Below are 17,256 nucleotides of genomic sequence, written 5' to 3'. Positions count from 1 at the left end.
GAAAATTAGAAAATTTCAGGTTTGTGCGGAAACACAGTTCTGGCATTTATCTATTTTCACTAATTTTAAGCGCACCGAACTCAGTTATAAGATATAAGTCCGACTGCTCTGAAAGGTTGAAAAATAGGAAAGCTAGAGGTTCTGTCGAAGACAGGTTCACAGCTTTATCTTTTTTCATACCTTTCAGGGAGGACGAACTCAGTTATTTTTTATAAGAAATTTGCGTTTACAAATTAATTTCTTAAACTTTTTGGATGAGATAAATATAGTAAGGCGCTCCGATGAAGGCAACAACGAAGCCCAAAGGAAGACTTGATGGCGCAATTACAAGTTGCGAAATAATATCAGCAAATACTAAGATAATCATTCCACTTAGAGCCGTTGCAGCAAGCCTGCGACGTGATTTGAAACCAACGATTTCACGTGCAATATGTGGTGCAATTAGACCAACAAATGCAAGTCCACCGACAAGTAAGACACCCACAGCAGCAAATAAAAGCGCAATAAAATAAAGTTGTGTCTTCGTCTTTTGAATATCTATTCCCAAAGTTGTCGCCATTTCTTCGCCAAGCGATATAATTTCGAGTTTATTCATTGAAAAAGGTAAAAAAACAAGTGCAATGACCAGTAAAACTAGACAAACTAAGAGATAGCTCGTATCTGTTTGCCAGACATCACCTGATAACCAGACCGCAACTTTTTGGAAATCAAAACTATTAACAGATAATTGCGCAAGCGTAATCATTGCTTGAAAAAATGCTGTAATCGCAATCCCTGTCAATAGTACACGAACCGAACTTACATTTTTCTTGAGTGCAAAAAAGTAAATTAGACCAAACGCAATGATTGCGCCCAACAATGCAAAAATAGGATAAGAAAAATTCCAAAAACCCGTGAGATTAAAATGGTCTGCAACGAGTAAAAATGCGACGCTACCCGCACTTGCACCTGATGTAATCCCTATCGTTCCACTGTCTGCAAGTGGATTTTCAGCAACAGTTTGGATAATAAATCCAGCGATTGAGAGTGCCATTCCTGCAGCTAAAACGATAATCAGGCGTGGCAGACGAAAATTGGGAATCAAAATCGAGAGCATTTGCATATTCGTGGAAAACTGTGTCAGGTCAACGATTGCAATGATAAAAAGGATTGAAAATAAAAGAATAAATTTCTTTTTCATTTTGCCTCCTTTGCGATAATCCAGAGGAAAAATGGTGCACCAAGCAACATCGTCAAGCTTCCCGCAGGAAATTCATAGGGCTTGAACAAATTTCTTGCTGCAAGGTCAGCTAAAACTAATAATATCATTCCTGTCAGCACTGACAGAATCACATTTTGCCAAAAATTCGTTCGTGCAAAAGGTTTGACAATATGCGGTGCAATCAATCCAACGAAGCTAATCACACCTACTGATGCAATCGTAGCACCAGCTGCTAGAGCAACCAAAATCATAATTGCAAAGCGGACTTGATTGACCGATACGCCCAAAGAGGTCGCCATCTCGTCTCCAAAAGAGAGGAGCTTGATCCGATTTGAAAAAAGAAAAAGAACAATAAGAAAAATACAACTGACAACTGTCATCAAAATCACTTTCGTGTCAGTAATGCCAGAAAAAGAACCTACAATCCATAAAAAATAGGCTTGCGTATTATGGCTTGCGAAGGTCATTGAACTTGCCAAACTCGTCGCAAATAATCCAACTGATGTCCCAACTAAAACGACTTTTAAAGGCTGAAAATGAGTTCTCGCTGTCAGCAGCATGACAACTGACAAAGCAAGAAAAGCACCAACAGATGAAATAATAACTGAAATCCCATCATTCGTTGACAATCCGAAGGTCAACAATAGCGACAAGGCAAAACTTGCACCTCCTGAAATCCCTAGGGTTGACATTTCAGCAAGCGGGTTTCGTGTCATGATTTGGACTAGAAAACCACTCGTGGAGAGTAGAAATCCGACGAGATAGAGGCTCAAAAGTCTTGGCAGACGGAGCTGTAAGACAATTTTATTTTGTAACACCGCTGACAAAGGATAATTTTTTGCACCTAACATTAGATAAAGTACAGATAAGATAAGCAAGAAAAAAACAAGGGTAAAAAAAAGCATTGCAAAGCGTCTCCTAGGCATTTTTCACCCCTGTAATCATCAAACTTTTAGTAAATGTATCACACCCTAATGTCACATCCAGACCAAAACAATCTTTAAGCGAACTTTCTGTGAAAAGTTCTTCAACAGACCCCTCGGCAACGACTTTTCCTTCTTTAACAAGCACTAGATTATCAGCAAAACGTGCGGCATGGTTCAAGTCATGAATCACATAGACCACCGTTTTTTTTCGCTTTGTCGCAAATTCTTTGAGCAAACGCAAAATATCAAGTTGATGAACCAAATCAAGATAAGTTGTTGGTTCATCGAGCAAAATAATTTCACTGTCTTGCACCAAAATCATCGTAATAAATACCCGCTGACGTTGCCCTCCTGATAGGCTTGACACCTTACTATTACGCATTTCCCATACATTTGTTTCTCGCATAATTTGCTCAACAAAAGCTTCATCATCTTTTGATAAGTGCTGTTGCATCAGTCTTTGATGGGGAAATCGTCCCAAACTGACCAGCTCATAAACGGTAATATCTGCTGGCGCCATTGCTGACTGAGGTAAAAGTGATAAAATTCGCGCAATTTCAAGATTTGTCAGTGCTGACAGAGGTCTGTCATTAAAAATAACTTCTCCGTCAGACTTAATTAAACGTCCTAAAGCTTTTAAAAGTGTTGATTTTCCAGAACCATTGATTCCGATAATCGCCGTTGTTTTCCCCTTTTCAATCGACAACGTGATGTTTTTCAACACCTGCTCTTTTCCATAGCACACATTGATATTTTTCGCACCAAAATACATCGTTTTCTTTCCTTTTTACTATAGCTGGTTTGTAATTGAAAAGCTCATCAACCGTTGTTCCCAACGTATCGGCAAGCTTAAAAGCCAGCATTAACTCAGGATCGTATTTATCATTCTCAATCGCATTAATCGTCTGACGCGAGACGTGTGCAATATGCGCAATATCTTCTTGTGAAAGATGGTGCAAACGACGTAATTCACGTATTTTATTTTCCATTACTATTTCCTTTCAAAATAAGATGTGAGGAGCGCTCGTCCTGAAATTATGAAAATTAGAAAATTTCAGGTTCGTGCGAAAGCACGGTTCTGGAAGTTGTCTATTTTCACTAATTTCAAGCGCTCCGAACTCAATTGTAAGAGGTAAGGAGTACTCGTCCAAAAGCACAGTGACTTAGGAAAATGTGGTTCTGTACGAAACACAAGCTCCATTTTATCTAATCGCCTAGCTTTTAGCGCCCCAAACTCAATTTAAGATGTGAGGAAGGTTTGCTCAGAAACTGTGAAAAATAGGGAAATTTTTGGTTCTGCGCCAGCGTAGGTTCAAAATTTCATCTTTTTCACAAGTTTCTAGCCTTCCGAACTCGGTTGATTAAGATGTGAGAGTCACTCGATCTAATTACAGCCAACACATGAAGTCACGGCTTCATTTCAAACTTCTTTATTTTTTGCAAATGATTTGTTTGTCAAAAGTATTTTACAAGTCTATTATGCCATAAAACTTGTTCGTTTACAAGATTTCTGTAAAAATCTTTATCCAAATTTACTGACAAACTAGTAAAAAACACTGACAGAAAATTGTCAGTGAAATGGATTAAAAAATCGACCTTGATTAACAAAAAATAGTGCAATAACAGTTATAACGCACAAAATTGCCAAGGCAATGACCGAAAAATCTTGTCCCCTCAACTTCTGATAAGTGTACCACGTTCTTTTTTTCTTCTTCCCAAAACGCCGCAACTCCATCGCAGTAGAAATCGTATCAATCTGCTCCAAACTCGAAAAAATTAGAGGCAAAAGAAGTTGGACATTAAGTTTGATTTTCCCAAAAAAGTTCCCTTTTTTCGATAATTCCATCCCGCGCGCCTCCTGAGCATTGCGAATCGTGATGAATTTTTCCTGCATATCAGGAATATAACGAAGCGCAAGCGACACCGAGTAAGACGAACGATAGGGAAGACCAATTTTATTCAAACTACTCGCAAATTGGCTAGGATTAGTCGTCAAAAGGAACAAAAGTGCCAGCGGAATCGTACAAAAATATTTCAACACTAGATTGAACAAATAAAATAATTCCTCCGCAGAAAACGGTCCAAAAATCATTGTCTGTGACCCATACAAACGTGCGCCATAGTTTGGATCAAAAATAAAAACAAAAATGATATTAAGCACAGCAAATAAAGCCGCAAACTGCGCCACCCGTTTCACTGAAGCAAATGGAATTTTCGAAAAACGAAAAAGTAAAGTTGAAAAAATAGCGACAAAAGCCAAATATCTCGTGTCATAAGTCACCATGCAACTTATAGATACGAGAATGAAAAAGAGCAGCTTACTCGTTGCATTAAGCCTGTAGACAAAGCCATCGCCTGCCGTAAAGCCAAGAATTTTAAGTTGATTATTCATGATAAGATATAAACCCAACTATTAAGAAGTGATGAAAATTGTCAATGGTTCTTTTACTACTTCTAGCTTCTCACAACTGTTGAGTGCAGAACACCAAAGTCAAATTAAAGTCAGAACATAGCACCAATTCATTGCTGATTTTTACTACATCAGATTATCCTTAGTAAAATGTACCTAGCTGATAGGATAAGTATTACCAGTTATCGTTTCGACTAGCAGTCCTTTCCCGCGTAGCGAGAGCCGTCTCGCCTTACACCTTTATAGGATGAAGCAGCAACGGATAGTAATTCCTTTGGAGCGAATGGACACCCGCGGTATAGACAATCGAACTATATTTTCACTGACTTCAAAGTGGGCAAACTCAGTTCCCTTCTATAATTTTAAACCTCTTTGTCAGCACTGACAGTTTTTTGTCTACTTATGAAAGCCTCGGTCAGCGCTACTGGGTCAAGTTCCACTCTGTCAGCAAGCTCATAAAGGCTCGTCTGTGTCAGATTTCCAAGCGAAAGCAATTCTTCTGATGCCAAAACCTCAGAAGGTGCTCGGTCAGCCACGATTTTTCCATCAGCAAATACCAGTGTTCTGTCAGTATATTCAGTGATAAGATACATATCATGCGTAATCATAATCATCGTCAAATTTAATCGCTGATTAAGCTCCTCAAGAAACTCCATAATCTCCCGATATGAACGTAAATCCTGCGCTGCCGTTGGCTCATCAAGCAATAAAATCTCTGGCTCAAGCACCAAAATACTTGCAATCGTCACTCGCTTTTTCTGCCCATAAGAAAGGGAACTAATCGGCCAATTCCTAAACGGAAACAAACCACAAACTTTCAAGATTTTTTCCACTCTATCAGTAATGACAGCCTCATCAACCTGACGTAAACGCAAACCAAAAGCAACCTCATCCACCACAATGTTTTGAGAAATCATCAGATTCGGATTCTGCATAATATAGCCAATCCGCCCAGCACGCTCAGCAATCGTGTCAGTACTGACAGACTTTCCACGATAAAAAACCTCACCAGAAGAACGCACAAATTGGCACAGGCTATTTGCAAATGTTGACTTTCCAACCCCATTTTTCCCAACAATCGAAATACGCTCTCCCTCGAAAACATCAAGGTTTATCCCACGCAAAACCTCATGCTCATCAAACGCAACAGACAAATCACGCACTGACAGGATTTTGTCAGTACTGACAAGTTTGTCAACACGCTTATTTTCACTGACAAAAGTTGTCAGAGCCTCTTTTGAAGGCTCCTTATCAAGATTTTCTAGCTTTGAAAAATCAGGAAGTAGTGATGAGACATGAGCAGACTTTAGAGCTGTTAGATAAAGCGGTTCACGCAAACCGTTTTTCTCAAAAACTGCCGTTCGCAACAGTTCATCTGGACGCCCAACTGCCACAATCTCACCATCATTTACCACAACCACCTTATCAATTCCTAGCGGCAACACTTCGTCAATCCGATGTTCAATCACGATTGTTGTCACCTGATTTTCCTCATGTATCCGTCTAATCAATGACATCGTATCCCGACAGGCTTGTGGGTCAAGGTTTGCAAGTGGCTCATCAAACAGCAAAATCGGTGATTCATCCACCAACACACCCGCAAGTGTTACTCGCTGTTTTTGACCACCCGATAAATCTTGCGGATGCTTCGTCAAAAGTGTTGACAATTCTGTCACCTCTGACCAATGCTCCACCGTCTCACGCATGACTGATAATTCACATTCATCATTTTCAAGCGCAAAAGCCACATCTTCAGCCACTGTCAATCCAATAAATTGACCATCCGTATCCTGCAAAATCGTTGAGACCTGACTAGATAACTCTGCAATAGATGCACCAAAAGGCAAGCCAGAAATAGCCAGCTCGCCTGTCGAAGTTCCTTTATAAAGATGAGGCAAAATTCCATTCAAACACTGCCCAATCGTTGATTTTCCAGAGCCAGAAGGCCCCACAATCAGCACCTTTTCACCAGGAAAAATCTCCAAATTAATATTTTTCAATGTTGGATTTTTTTGCAAATCATACTTAAATGTAAAATTCTTAAAAGAAATTAATGGTTTCATATTCTTCTTTTTATAACTAATAATTATTTCAATACGCTATGATTCATTCATCGCCATATCTACAACAAACACTATAAAAAAACAAAATCAAGCAGCAAAAATTTGCTGCTCCTTATTTTATCACAATTCGTTTATTCCTTGTCAAGCGACCCTGACTTCGTGCGCGTCGCAGCATAAAGCTTCAAAAGCAAAGTCCCTGCAACAGCAACCGTCACAGCATTTGCAAGACCAGCCACAACACCTTGTGTAAAGACCTTGTTCGCAGGCTCATTATAAACCAAAATATCACCAATCGGTGCAATCACGCCCCATACCACAACATTTGTCAGCAACTGCACAAGGTTAAAACGAACAATTTCCTTACCACCAAAAATCCCTTGTACCAATTGGTCACGTTTCACCGCAAAAGCAAAGAACAAACCTGACAAACCTGAGCCCAAGACCCAAGTCCACCAAGGAGAACCATACAAAAATGAATCTTTAAGCGCGTGTCCAATGAATCCAATCAAAAATCCAGCTAAAGGTCCAAACAAAGCAGAGAACAAAGCCAAAACCGCATATTGCAACTGAATACTCGTATTTGGTACAGGCGTAGGAATATTAATCAACCAACCAATAATAACAAAGAGGGCTGCACCAATACCAGTCGCCACAACAATTTTTACAGAATTATTTTTCATTTTACTACCCTTTTCTATCTTTCATCAAAGTAAGTTTAATCACACAAATAAAAGCCACCTCTCCTATGAAATCTTTCTAGCGGTGTGAAGCCTTCTTCGCCAAAAAATCACCAATCAGCTGCACCAATAACACAAAAATCAAAATCAAAATCGTTGCAAACCAAGTCACATCATTCGCAAAACGATTATAACCATAAGAAATTGCCGTATTACCCAGCCCACCAGCACCAATCGCACCAGCCATTGCAGTAAGACCAATTAAAGAAATCAGAGTAACAGTCGAAACCCGAATCAATCCAGATAACTCCTCACGCAGATAAACTGTAAAAACAATATCAAGAAAATCTGCACCAACCGTCTGTGCCGCCTCGACTTTACCTCTATCAACGGACTCCAAAGAAGCCTGCACCTGCCGTGCATAAAAAGGGGCAACACCAAGCGCCAAAGGAACCAAAGCCGCAGTCATACCGATTTGCGTTCCCACTAGAATTTTTGTAAAAGGAGCGATTGCGGCAAGTAAGATGATAAAAGGAAAAGCTCGACCAATTGACACAACCTTATCCAAAATCCAGAAAAGAGGACGATTCGGTGTAATCCCATCTTCTGCCGTCACAACAACCCCAATCCCAAAAATCAAACCAAGCAAACCACCAATAATTGCCGAAATAAAAGTCATATACAAAGTCTGAACAATTGATGTCCACCACCCAGTCTCTCCAGTCCATCCAAGGTAAACCACATTAGGAAAGGTGTGTGCAAACCATTCTGCCATTATTTTCCTCCTTCATTTGAAGCACTTAATACTTCGAACTCAATACTTGTTCCAGCCAAATATTTCTTAACCTTCTCACGTTCCTCATCAGCCCCTTTTAGCGTGATGATTAATGAACCAAGTGAACTTCCTTGAAGTAACTCAACATTACCATAGAAAATGCTTGTCGTCACATCAAAATTCTTATTAATCAAAGAAATAATTGGTTCTTCCACCGTTCCAGAACCAAAGTCCAAATGAATTAATTCTTCATCAGCAGAAATATTTTGCAAAATATCCGTCTTAGAAAGTCCGGCGATAAAGCGATTAACCGAACTTGTCGTTTCAATAAACTGCTTTGTTAGCGTCTGTTGTGGCTTCGCAAAAATATCAATCAAACTATTTTGCTCGATAATATCACCATTTTGCATGACAGCCACCTTATTTGCAATCTCCTTGACCACCGCCATCTCATGCGTAATCAATACAATAGTTAAACCGAGCCTGTCATGCAAATCTTTCAACAAATCCAAAATTTGATTCGTTGTTTTAGGGTCAAGTGCTGAAGTCCCCTCATCAGAAATCAAGATTTCTGGGTCATTCGCAAGCGCACGCGCAATCGCGACCCGTTGTTTTTGTCCGCCCGAAAGCTGCGCAGGATATTTATCAGAAAGCTCCGCCAAATCAACCAATTCAAGCAGATGATTAACCTTATCTGCTTTTTCATTTTTTGTCAAATAACGCTTCTTCCCTTTTTCATCTGTAATCTGCGTATGTTGTAGAGCAAAAGAAACATTTGCAAATACGGTCTTTTCAGAGAGAAGATTAAAATGCTGAAAAATCATTCCGACTTTTTGACGAAACTCACGTAATTTCAACCCAGTAAATTTTACTGGGTTTTCACTATCAAAAATCACCTCACCATTAACGACAATCTGCCCTGCTGTAGGTTTTTGCAACAAATTAATCGTACGGACAAGCGTTGATTTTCCCGCACCAGAATAGCCAATCACACCATAGATATCACCTTTTTCAATATGCAAATTTGCCTCATTTACCGCCGTAATCAAGCGCCCTTTTTGATGAAATTGCACAGAAACATTATTTAACTCAATAATCGCTGTCATAATTAAAATATAAGTTTGACCTATTGTTACCCTGACTTCAAATCAGTAGTCAAACTTAGTCCTTCCATTTTTTTATCAAAGCAAGTACGTGCTAACCCCTCTTTTCACCTCTTAGACGGAGGACAAAACAGTACTAAGCTTTGATTTTCGTCCGACTAAATTCAGCGCGCTGAATAAGCCTTGACTTCATTCCCTGCCAAATGACCGACAAAACTGTCAGATGAGTGCGACCAGTCTAAGCGCCCCCAATCAGCAGACTGAAATCATCCTTCATCCACCATCTGACAGTTTATTTATCCGTCAATCCAAGCCATCCTGTTCATCGCATTGAATTGACAAAGAACTTCTGCTTTTCAAAGCAAGAATCCTCTTTTTACAATTTTAAATTCCAAGCTGGTAGCTCGCCACCATCTGGATATTGTGTCTTAATTGCTTTCTTTGTTTCCTCTGAAGCATAGGCTTTCGCAACTTCTTTGTAAACTTTATTGTTCTTCTCTTTTTTTGTCGTAGCAATAAAGTTGATATATTGCGCAGAAGTTTTGTCCAAAGGTTCCATGTAGATAGACTCACTCTTTGGCAGACTTGCCGCAGTCGCATAGTTATAGTTTACCACAGAAATCGTAACTGAGCTAAGTGCACGTGGTGTTTGACTCGCATCTACTTCTTTGATTTGCAGATTTTTCGGATTACTTGTAATATCAGGCAAGCCCACAAGCTTCGTTGCATCAGTCGTATTCAACTTTATCAACCCAGCACTTTGTAAGACAAAGAGCGCACGACTTTCATTCGCCGCATCATTTGGAATCGCAACAGAATCTCTATCTTTCACATCTGAAATATCTTTAATTTTTTGAGAATAGATATGCATTGGAGTGATATAAGTATTTCCAACAGAAACAATATCAGTATGATGCGCCTTATTCCAGTTATCTACATAGTTATAAGACTGAAAAGCATTTACATCAATATCTCCCGAAAGCAAAGCTTCATTAGGTTGATTATAATCCGTAAAATACACAAACTTCAAGTTCAGATTATACTTATCTTTCGCTGTTTTAGCAACAGACTTCCAGACCGCTTGGTCTTGCTTATCTCCACTCATGATACCGACTTTGACCGTTTTAGTACCATTTTTACTTGCATTCGCCGTATTAGACTTATGACTTAAACCAATAAACGCAGCAACAGCGATTATCACAACAACGACAACAGCAATAATAATATTTCTATTTCTTGGATTCATCATTTACTCCCTAACTTTAAACTACCTTCTCCCTAAATACGCAACTCTTGCGCAAGTAGGCACCTCCGTATTTCTATTTCAACTTCAAGCCCCAAGCAGGAATTGTGCTCTTGTCTGGATAAGCTTTTTCAATAGCTTTCTTCGTTGCAGGAGATTCATAAGCTTTCACAACATCTTTATAAAGCGTGTTATTTTTATCTTTCTTGTTTGCAACAATAATATTAATCCATTGTTGACTATCTTTATTAACTGGCTCAGTATAGATCGCATCAGACTGTTTAAGACCAGCAGTTACCGCATAGTTATTATTAATCACAGCAGCATCTACAGAGTCCAAAGCACGAGCAGTTTGTGACGCATCAAGTTCTTTAACCACCAACTTCTTAGGATTTGATGTGATGTCTTTTACTGTAGCCAGAGAAGTTCCTGAAACGTCAAGCTTGATAAGCCCTGCAGACTTCAAAACATAAAGGGCACGACTTTCATTTGAAGCATCATTTGGTACTGCAATCGTTCCACCCTCTTTAATATCACTAAGATTTTTAAGCGTCTTAGAATACACACCAATCGGAGAAATCACTGTATCCCCAATCGCAACTAAAGTTCCATTATTCGCTTTATTCCAATCATTAAGAAAAGCATAGTGTTGGAAAGCATTCAAATCAATATCGCCATTTTTTAGCGCTGTATTTGGCTGTGTATAGTCCGTAAAGTGTGTAAATTTTAGTGTAATACCATATTTGTCTTTTGCTGTCTTAGAAACAGCCTTCCAGATTGAGTCATCTTGCTTTGTTCCCGTCATAATCCCAATATTTACAGTTTTATTCGCTGTTTTAGAAGCACCAGCTTTGTGATTCAAGCCGAAAAAGGCGGCTATTGCGATGATGACTACGACAACAACCGCAATCAAAATATTTCTGTTTCTTGGATTCATTATCAAATCTCCTATAATTTCTATCTATTTCAAACAAATTCTTATAATCAAAAAATAGCCCATTTCACAAAAGAAACGAGCTAAATCGTGGTACCATTCTTAATTCAAGCCTACTGATACCCTCACACTCAAACCGAGCCAAAGCTATCAAAAGCAACTTTCAAGTCCAATAACGAGAACCACACCGTTGTTAGCTCGAAAACTCACTAACACACGCTCATCAAGCCATTTTCACCACTTCCGCTACGCTTGTTCTCACCACCACAAGCTCTCTGTGCTAACTTTCATAGTTACTTACTCGACCGCTTTTTGCTATCCGAATTTGTCTATGAAATCATTCTAACAAACATTTGTCCATTCTGAACTTATCATTTTTTTATGTTGACTTAAAAATATTTTATGCAAGCCAAAAATCCCTCTCTATCCTTTCTTATTTTTTAACCAAATTAGAATTTTATTAGAAAATTTCAAATCACTTGATATATATATATATATATATATAATGGAATTAAGGCCTAAAAAATAAAAAAACAGGAGAATAATTCATGAATGAAAATAAAAATTACAAAAGAAATTCATTAAAAATTTTGACAATCGCAATGACGATGCTCATGGGCGGACAACCCGCACTTGCTGCTTACCGCTCCTATCGGCGCAAAGATGAGGAAGATGCCATTCATTTCCTGCAAAGCCTCGCCGAAGATGAGGCAGGTATGAACTCGTTTGCACATGAGATTTTGGAGGATATTGAGCTTTTTGATACAAACTTTGGTGTCTCTCTAGGGATTGATGGACCTTTTCAGCTGGGCACGGAAGACCTCGCACCACCTACACTTACTGGCGGACGCTGGCTCGTTTTGCTCAATCCTGACTTTGATCCAGAGGAAGATGAAAACGAAACTAATCTCAGGTTGATTTGGGCTTATGCCGCACGGGACGAGGAAAGTCAGAAGTTTCTCCTTTTGTCGCCAAGCTGGGAAGCCCCAGAAACACCACGGCAATTTGAAGAACTTTTTCAGATGGCAAACCCTGACTGGGATAGAGACGTACACGGCTGGAATCCAGTATTTGACGAGGACAACCCCACAGCAGGATTAGCAAATCCTCAGACGATTTATACTACAGTATCAAATGTGTCGTGGTCACCGCCTGTTTGGAATACTGTTTGGGATATTGAGCAATCTGATGACATTGACCTTGACAATCTCGGACTTGACGGTACGACGACAGATCCTGGCTATTTTGATGAGGAAGAAGATAGGAACTATGAAAATTCAAATGACGCTTGGAAGATGGTTTGGGATGCAAAGGCTTTGAGCCAAAACGGCAATTTCCGCGAGCTACTCGTTCATTTGTTTGGGACAATCGCTGCCGAAGCTAACTTGGACGTAACCTCCGGAGATAGAGAAGAAGCACTAAACAGTTGGGCTACAGACCCAAATAATGAACAAGCTATTGTTGACTTCGTGCTTTCTCACTTTATTATTAATGCAGAAATTGACGATGAAACTGGAGAGTCAAGACCTGTTATGAGAAGTATTCCTGCTACAGTAGAAGATAAAATCACCCACTATGTCGCAAATGAGCGATCCGATGATGGTACTCGTCAGCGACTTACTGTTGAAGAATTTAATGCTCTAAGTCCTACTGAACAATCTAATTTTACAGCGATGACACAAGTTCCCGTTATCATTTATTATGATGTCAATGACTCGCCTTTCGATGATGAGGGCATTTTTTCTCCAGAGGGCGAGCCTATAGATGGTGTTCCTAATAACTGGGATCCTGAAAATTGGCCAGGAGCGACTTGGTCTTTCCATCAGATTTATGATGAAGATGGAGCACCTACTTTACTAGGAGAACATCCGCTTTATCACACTGAGCAGAGATTAAACATTACCTTTAAAAATAATCCTGAAGCACGCAACGGCGCACTAACCCAAAGTCAAATTGATAACCTTGATGAACGGTTAGACTATATGGATGCCTATGAGGGCTTTCGTTTTGGAAACAAGGAGCGTATTGGTAATATTGATCGAGGAGATGTCTCTGTACATAGTTTTCGCACATCAGGTAGTTTAGAAAATCTACATAATACTGAGTATCAAGAAGAACACAACGCACTCTATGCACCATCACGCTCAACTTTATTGGAGGCAATTGAAAAAGCACATGGTGCGGATGTTGCTAATATCTTCGGAGATAATGCACGCCGTTACTACGCTCACTTAAGAAGTCCTGGGTATAGCCTAGGTCCAAGTCTTGATATTATGGGGGATTTGGAATGGTAGGAGAACGAGTAACCAATGTCGATGAAGCACACTACACGCGTTATATCAAGATGATGATTGACCCAGCAGCGATTAATGTTGACGAAGTGGGCAATGTTACAATAACTTATCTGACGAAAGCCGATGTAGGAGAGTTGTCCGATGAAGATATAGCAAACGGCTACTTCCTTGATGTGGATGGAAACCTGTGGTATACGATGGCAGACGGTGAGGAAATACAAGTCCCACGTCAAGTGCCCTTACAGTTAACAACAAGCCAAATTATAGGTGCTTATATTGCTGAACATGGAGGTGAACTCGGAGATGATGAAGTTGAAGCTCTGAGGGAGGAATTGCTTAGGCTTGCTACCGAAACTAATGGTTCTTCTTATTTACCCAATTTTAGATTTGGAGAGGCATCAATCGAATTTTTGAAATCTCAAGATATTCATTTTACCCCGCTTTGGGAGAAAATTATTTTGGGAGAAGGTGAGACCACTGGACTTGATACAGCTGGGATATACTTGAACGAGAAAACCGAGCGTAAGGTAAGTGGACCATATGGTCGAGGAATGTTTGGTTCGATGAGTGGGACATCAACTAATATAGCTGAGGGTCTGATTGGTCTTGGAGCATGGATTGCTACAGGTCAAGGTTCATCGGGTGCATGGCGTTTTGTAGATAAAAATGTTGATTATGAGGACCTTGTTGCGGTAACCTGGGATAGTTTGAGCAATCAAACAGCCACTTGGGGAGGAACAGGCACATACAATATGGAAGATAGACTTAATAAACTGGAAGCTAATGATACTTTAACTATCGCTTTACCTCGTACAAACTATAATAGCGGATTTGCAAGTAATAATCCTGCGAATGATTTTTATATTCCTTACGTCGGGGGAACAATTTGTTATTCCTGACTATTCGTAGAAATACTCCCGAAAATCGTACAGCAATGGTTAATGCAGGTTTATTAAACCGTAATTATCATAATACTTCTACTCATCAGCAACAAGATTTCATCTGGCAAAAATATACGGTTAGTGTCACTCAACAGGAAGAAGATTTGTTTACATTCGTGTCTTACTCTACAGCTGTTCTAGATGAGTGGGTTTATGATATTAGCTTTGCCACCATGACATTCATGGAAGGTGCAACTTTTGGCGAGGAAGGCGACTTTGAGTTGTTAGAGCAAGAGCCACCTCCGCCAGAGGAAGACAATGGCAACGGCGATAATGGAAATGGAACCCCACCAAATGGCGATAATGGGCAAAACAATAATGGCGACACTCCACCGAACAGAGATAATGAACAAAATGGTAGTGGAAAAGACAATGAAAATGAAAACATCAATGATGGTGCTGAAGACAATAACGATAGTAGTGCTAATGGTGGTAACGATACTAACGTCAATGATCTTATCACAGGCGCCGAAAATGTTGACCTCCCTCAGACAGGGACTGCTACCTCTGCTTTAGGTCTAGCAGGTCTTGCCACTCTAGGAATTGCTGCTACCACATTAGTAGGTAAAAAGCGAAATAAAGATAGAAAGAATACGAAAAAATAGCTTGTATGATTGTAAAAACGAAGTTTATAAGCTTCGTTTTCTTTTACTTTTAATCCCCCTAAAATGACTTTCTACCAAAATTATGCTAAACTTAAAGCTGTAAAATATTTTTGCACAATGGGTCTCGTAACAGCGAGTGAGAAATACCATCTGACCTGATCTGGATAATGCCAGCGTAGGAATGTGTTATAAGGCAAATAATGCCACCTCTCAAAACCCTCCTTTTGTGCTTATCAAAAAGGAGATTTTTTATGTCTAATTCTAAATTCAACATCCGTTTGTTGACTGAGATAGCCTTCATGGCTGCGCTCGCTTTCATCATCAGCCTTATTCCTAATACTGTCTATGGCTGGATTATTATTGAACTAGCCTGTATTCCAATCTTGCTACTAAGTTTACGTCGTGGATTTGTTGCAGGAGTTATTGGCGGGCTCATTTGGGGAATCCTTGCAATTATCACTGGGCACGCTTATATCCTCACACTCAGCCAAGCCTCTCTAGAATATATCTTAGCGCCACTCTCTCTGGGTCTTGCTGGTCTTTTCCGCCAAAAGACGCTCCAGCTCAAATTTTCCCCTGTTCTATTAGGGATTTTCATAGCTGTTCTTGTTAAATACTTCTTCCACTTTATTGCAGGTATCATCTTTTGGAGTCAGTACGCATGGAAAGGGTGGGGAGCCGTGGCCTACTCACTCGCCGTAAACGGCATTAGCGGAATCCTTACTGCCATAGCAGCAATGGTTATCCTCTCCATTTTCATCAAAAAATTCCCTCAGATATTTGTTCCCAAAACAAACTAATTTTCACCAAAACTAAGTTAAACTGTAGCTCATTTATTCTAAAGCAAAAACAGCTTTTACATACATACCATATAAAGGACTTGAAGTTTTATCTCCAAGTCCTTATAATGAAATCATGGCTAAAAAGCAAAAATTAAAGAAAACACTTGTTGAGCAAATTCTTGACAAAGCAAAGATAAAGCATATCGGTCTTGCTATCAACGCACTTGAAAGCGACACACTCCCTGACAACATCACGCGTAGCGACATCTATAAAACCCTTGCCCTCATCGGAGATAGGACAGGTCCAATCATCGGTATCCTTCCTTTGACCGAACACCTCTCAGAGAAAAAGCTCGCAAAAGTCAGTGGCAACAAAAAAGTCACTATGATTCCACAAAAAGAGCTGCAAAAAACAACAGGCTATATCCACGGTGCAAATAACCCTATCGGAATCTGGCAAAACAAGAAATTTCCGATTTTTATAGACACAATCGCCCAAGATAAAGACTTTATCATCTGTTCGGCAGGTGAACTTGGACGTAGTATTCAGATTGAACCAAAAACTTTAGCAAATTTTGTTCATGCTCAATTTGCTGAAATACGCGAAATTTAACCAATACTAAAAAATCAAAGCTTGCAAAAGTTTTGATTTTTTAGTATATTTTATTTTATCTATAAAACAACTATCTATCTTCTACTTTTACACAAAATTTAATGCTTAAAAGGATTTTATATGCAAAATACAAAGCTTTATTCACTCACATTGATTGCAATAGGTGCCGCAATCATTGCAGTGCTTTCACCATTAGCTATTCCAATAGGAATCGTCCCTATCACTTTACAAACACTTGCCGTAGGTCTTGTCGCGACCGTTCTCAAAGCTCGTGAAACTTTTTTTGCTATTTTAATTTATTTAATTCTTGGTTTTATTGGTATTCCTGTATTCACAGGAGGAACTTCTGGTATTGCCGTTCTTTTTGGAGCAACAGGTGGTTTTCTCGTTGCCTTTTTGTTTATAGGTACTTTGATTTCTTGGGCACTCCACAAAATAGAGTACCGACTATTCCCAGCACTCACAGTTAATATTATTGGTCATATCCTCATGCTCCTTGTAGGCACACTATGGATTAAATTATTTATGAACATTGAATTTGCAAATGCATTGCGAGCAGGTTTTACCCCATTTTTAGTCGTGGAGATTATTAAAGCAGTGCTTGTTACCATTTTTGGCTTGGCAGTTATCCGCGCACTTTCTCCTGTAAATAAATACTTTACAAACTAGCTCAAAACCGCTACAATTAA

The 17,256-nt window shown here is 39.4% G+C and carries 17 protein-coding genes and 1 riboswitch; of the genes, 6 read left to right on the top strand and 11 right to left on the bottom strand.

Features of this window, described 5'->3' with window-relative positions; translation table 11 throughout:
* Window positions 1–241: 241 nt before the first annotated feature.
* From D7I46_RS12135 to D7I46_RS12085, 11 genes are all read right to left on the bottom strand, one after another.
* A complete protein-coding gene (locus tag D7I46_RS12135) occupies window positions 242–1,180 on the bottom strand; it encodes a FecCD family ABC transporter permease (protein ID WP_120773107.1) in 939 nt (312 codons plus the stop codon).
* On the bottom strand, window positions 1,177–2,127 hold the full coding sequence (locus D7I46_RS12130) for a FecCD family ABC transporter permease (protein WP_120773106.1): 951 nt from the start codon (window positions 2,125–2,127) through the stop codon (window positions 1,177–1,179). Before D7I46_RS12130 ends, D7I46_RS12135 begins: the two co-directional genes overlap by 4 nt.
* Window positions 2,120–2,899: an ABC transporter ATP-binding protein gene (locus tag D7I46_RS12125; protein ID WP_120773105.1), complete on the bottom strand. Its 780-nt coding sequence runs from the start codon at window positions 2,897–2,899 to the stop codon at window positions 2,120–2,122. The genes D7I46_RS12130 and D7I46_RS12125 overlap by 8 nt, the downstream gene beginning before the upstream one ends.
* A complete protein-coding gene (locus D7I46_RS12120) occupies window positions 2,823–3,116 on the bottom strand; it encodes a helix-turn-helix transcriptional regulator (RefSeq protein WP_120773104.1) in 294 nt (97 codons plus the stop codon). The genes D7I46_RS12125 and D7I46_RS12120 overlap by 77 nt, the downstream gene beginning before the upstream one ends.
* Before the next feature lie 581 nt (window positions 3,117–3,697).
* A complete protein-coding gene (locus D7I46_RS12115) occupies window positions 3,698–4,519 on the bottom strand; it encodes an energy-coupling factor transporter transmembrane component T family protein (protein WP_120773103.1) in 822 nt (273 codons plus the stop codon).
* Window positions 4,520–4,899: 380 nt separating this feature from the next.
* On the bottom strand, window positions 4,900–6,600 hold the full coding sequence (locus tag D7I46_RS12110) for an ABC transporter ATP-binding protein (protein ID WP_120773102.1): 1,701 nt from the start codon (window positions 6,598–6,600) through the stop codon (window positions 4,900–4,902).
* Between the two features lie 131 nt (window positions 6,601–6,731).
* Window positions 6,732–7,280: an ECF-type riboflavin transporter substrate-binding protein gene (locus D7I46_RS12105; RefSeq protein WP_120773101.1), complete on the bottom strand. Its 549-nt coding sequence runs from the start codon at window positions 7,278–7,280 to the stop codon at window positions 6,732–6,734.
* Window positions 7,281–7,356: 76 nt separating this feature from the next.
* A complete protein-coding gene (locus tag D7I46_RS12100) occupies window positions 7,357–8,052 on the bottom strand; it encodes a methionine ABC transporter permease (protein ID WP_120773100.1) in 696 nt (231 codons plus the stop codon).
* Complete coding sequence (locus D7I46_RS12095) at window positions 8,052–9,158, bottom strand: methionine ABC transporter ATP-binding protein (protein WP_120773099.1); 1,107 nt, start codon at window positions 9,156–9,158, stop codon at window positions 8,052–8,054. Before D7I46_RS12095 ends, D7I46_RS12100 begins: the two co-directional genes overlap by 1 nt.
* A 373-nt stretch (window positions 9,159–9,531) precedes the next feature.
* Complete coding sequence (locus tag D7I46_RS12090; protein ID WP_120773098.1) at window positions 9,532–10,401, bottom strand: MetQ/NlpA family ABC transporter substrate-binding protein; 870 nt, start codon at window positions 10,399–10,401, stop codon at window positions 9,532–9,534.
* 73 nt (window positions 10,402–10,474) lie between these two features.
* Window positions 10,475–11,335, bottom strand: coding sequence for a MetQ/NlpA family ABC transporter substrate-binding protein (locus D7I46_RS12085; RefSeq protein ID WP_120773097.1), 861 nt, complete (start codon window positions 11,333–11,335; stop codon window positions 10,475–10,477).
* 545 nt (window positions 11,336–11,880) lie between these two features.
* On the opposite strand from D7I46_RS12085, the gene D7I46_RS12080 reads away from it, so the two are divergent.
* The 6 genes from D7I46_RS12080 (at window position 11,881) to D7I46_RS12055 (ending at window position 17,236) form a co-directional block, all read left to right on the top strand.
* A complete protein-coding gene (locus D7I46_RS12080; RefSeq protein ID WP_120773096.1) occupies window positions 11,881–13,626 on the top strand; it encodes a hypothetical protein in 1,746 nt (581 codons plus the stop codon).
* Window positions 13,620–14,525, top strand: a complete 906-nt coding sequence (locus tag D7I46_RS12075; protein WP_120773095.1) for a hypothetical protein — start codon at window positions 13,620–13,622, stop codon at window positions 14,523–14,525. The genes D7I46_RS12080 and D7I46_RS12075 overlap by 7 nt, the downstream gene beginning before the upstream one ends.
* Complete coding sequence (locus D7I46_RS12070) at window positions 14,513–15,172, top strand: LPXTG cell wall anchor domain-containing protein (RefSeq protein ID WP_120773094.1); 660 nt, start codon at window positions 14,513–14,515, stop codon at window positions 15,170–15,172. Before D7I46_RS12075 ends, D7I46_RS12070 begins: the two co-directional genes overlap by 13 nt.
* Before the next feature lie 107 nt (window positions 15,173–15,279).
* Window positions 15,280–15,371: riboswitch (TPP riboswitch) on the top strand.
* A 52-nt stretch (window positions 15,372–15,423) separates the two neighbouring features.
* The gene (gene thiT / locus D7I46_RS12065; RefSeq protein WP_162930907.1) at window positions 15,424–15,972 is read left to right on the top strand and encodes an energy-coupled thiamine transporter ThiT; all 549 of its coding nucleotides are present in this window, start codon (window positions 15,424–15,426) and stop codon (window positions 15,970–15,972) included.
* A 115-nt stretch (window positions 15,973–16,087) separates the two neighbouring features.
* Window positions 16,088–16,567 carry an aminoacyl-tRNA deacylase gene (locus tag D7I46_RS12060; RefSeq protein WP_120773093.1) on the top strand — a complete coding sequence of 160 codons (480 nt, stop codon included), beginning with the start codon at window positions 16,088–16,090 and terminating at the stop codon, window positions 16,565–16,567.
* A gap of 120 nt (window positions 16,568–16,687) precedes the next feature.
* Entirely contained in the window at window positions 16,688–17,236 is a 549-nt protein-coding gene (locus tag D7I46_RS12055) for a biotin transporter BioY (protein WP_120773092.1), read from the top strand.
* Window positions 17,237–17,256: the final 20 nt, after the last annotated feature.

The organism is Lactococcus allomyrinae (genome assembly GCF_003627095.1).
In the GTDB taxonomy this organism is placed as follows: domain Bacteria; phylum Bacillota; class Bacilli; order Lactobacillales; family Streptococcaceae; genus Lactococcus; species Lactococcus allomyrinae.
The sequence above is the reverse complement of the archived record's forward strand: the minus strand, read 5'-3'. Positions and strand labels throughout refer to the sequence as shown.

What these genes read in the sequence shown, in the direction of transcription:
- D7I46_RS12135 (WP_120773107.1), bottom strand. Translation starts at nt 1,180, where the DNA reads ATGAAAAAGAAATTTATTCTTTTATTTTCAATCCTTTTTATCATTGCA.
- D7I46_RS12130 (WP_120773106.1), bottom strand. Translation starts at nt 2,127, where the DNA reads ATGCCTAGGAGACGCTTTGCAATGCTTTTTTTTACCCTTGTTTTTTTC.
- D7I46_RS12125 (WP_120773105.1), bottom strand. Translation starts at nt 2,899, where the DNA reads ATGTATTTTGGTGCGAAAAATATCAATGTGTGCTATGGAAAAGAGCAG.
- D7I46_RS12120 (WP_120773104.1), bottom strand. Translation starts at nt 3,116, where the DNA reads ATGGAAAATAAAATACGTGAATTACGTCGTTTGCACCATCTTTCACAA.
- D7I46_RS12115 (WP_120773103.1), bottom strand. Translation starts at nt 4,519, where the DNA reads ATGAATAATCAACTTAAAATTCTTGGCTTTACGGCAGGCGATGGCTTT.
- D7I46_RS12110 (WP_120773102.1), bottom strand. Translation starts at nt 6,600, where the DNA reads ATGAAACCATTAATTTCTTTTAAGAATTTTACATTTAAGTATGATTTG.
- D7I46_RS12105 (WP_120773101.1), bottom strand. Translation starts at nt 7,280, where the DNA reads ATGAAAAATAATTCTGTAAAAATTGTTGTGGCGACTGGTATTGGTGCA.
- D7I46_RS12100 (WP_120773100.1), bottom strand. Translation starts at nt 8,052, where the DNA reads ATGGCAGAATGGTTTGCACACACCTTTCCTAATGTGGTTTACCTTGGA.
- D7I46_RS12095 (WP_120773099.1), bottom strand. Translation starts at nt 9,158, where the DNA reads ATGACAGCGATTATTGAGTTAAATAATGTTTCTGTGCAATTTCATCAA.
- D7I46_RS12090 (WP_120773098.1), bottom strand. Translation starts at nt 10,401, where the DNA reads ATGAATCCAAGAAATAGAAATATTATTATTGCTGTTGTCGTTGTTGTG.
- D7I46_RS12085 (WP_120773097.1), bottom strand. Translation starts at nt 11,335, where the DNA reads ATGAATCCAAGAAACAGAAATATTTTGATTGCGGTTGTTGTCGTAGTC.
- D7I46_RS12080 (WP_120773096.1), top strand. Translation starts at nt 11,881, where the DNA reads ATGAATGAAAATAAAAATTACAAAAGAAATTCATTAAAAATTTTGACA.
- D7I46_RS12075 (WP_120773095.1), top strand. Translation starts at nt 13,620, where the DNA reads ATGGTAGGAGAACGAGTAACCAATGTCGATGAAGCACACTACACGCGT.
- thiT (WP_162930907.1), top strand. Translation starts at nt 15,424, where the DNA reads ATGTCTAATTCTAAATTCAACATCCGTTTGTTGACTGAGATAGCCTTC.
- D7I46_RS12060 (WP_120773093.1), top strand. Translation starts at nt 16,088, where the DNA reads ATGGCTAAAAAGCAAAAATTAAAGAAAACACTTGTTGAGCAAATTCTT.
- D7I46_RS12055 (WP_120773092.1), top strand. Translation starts at nt 16,688, where the DNA reads ATGCAAAATACAAAGCTTTATTCACTCACATTGATTGCAATAGGTGCC.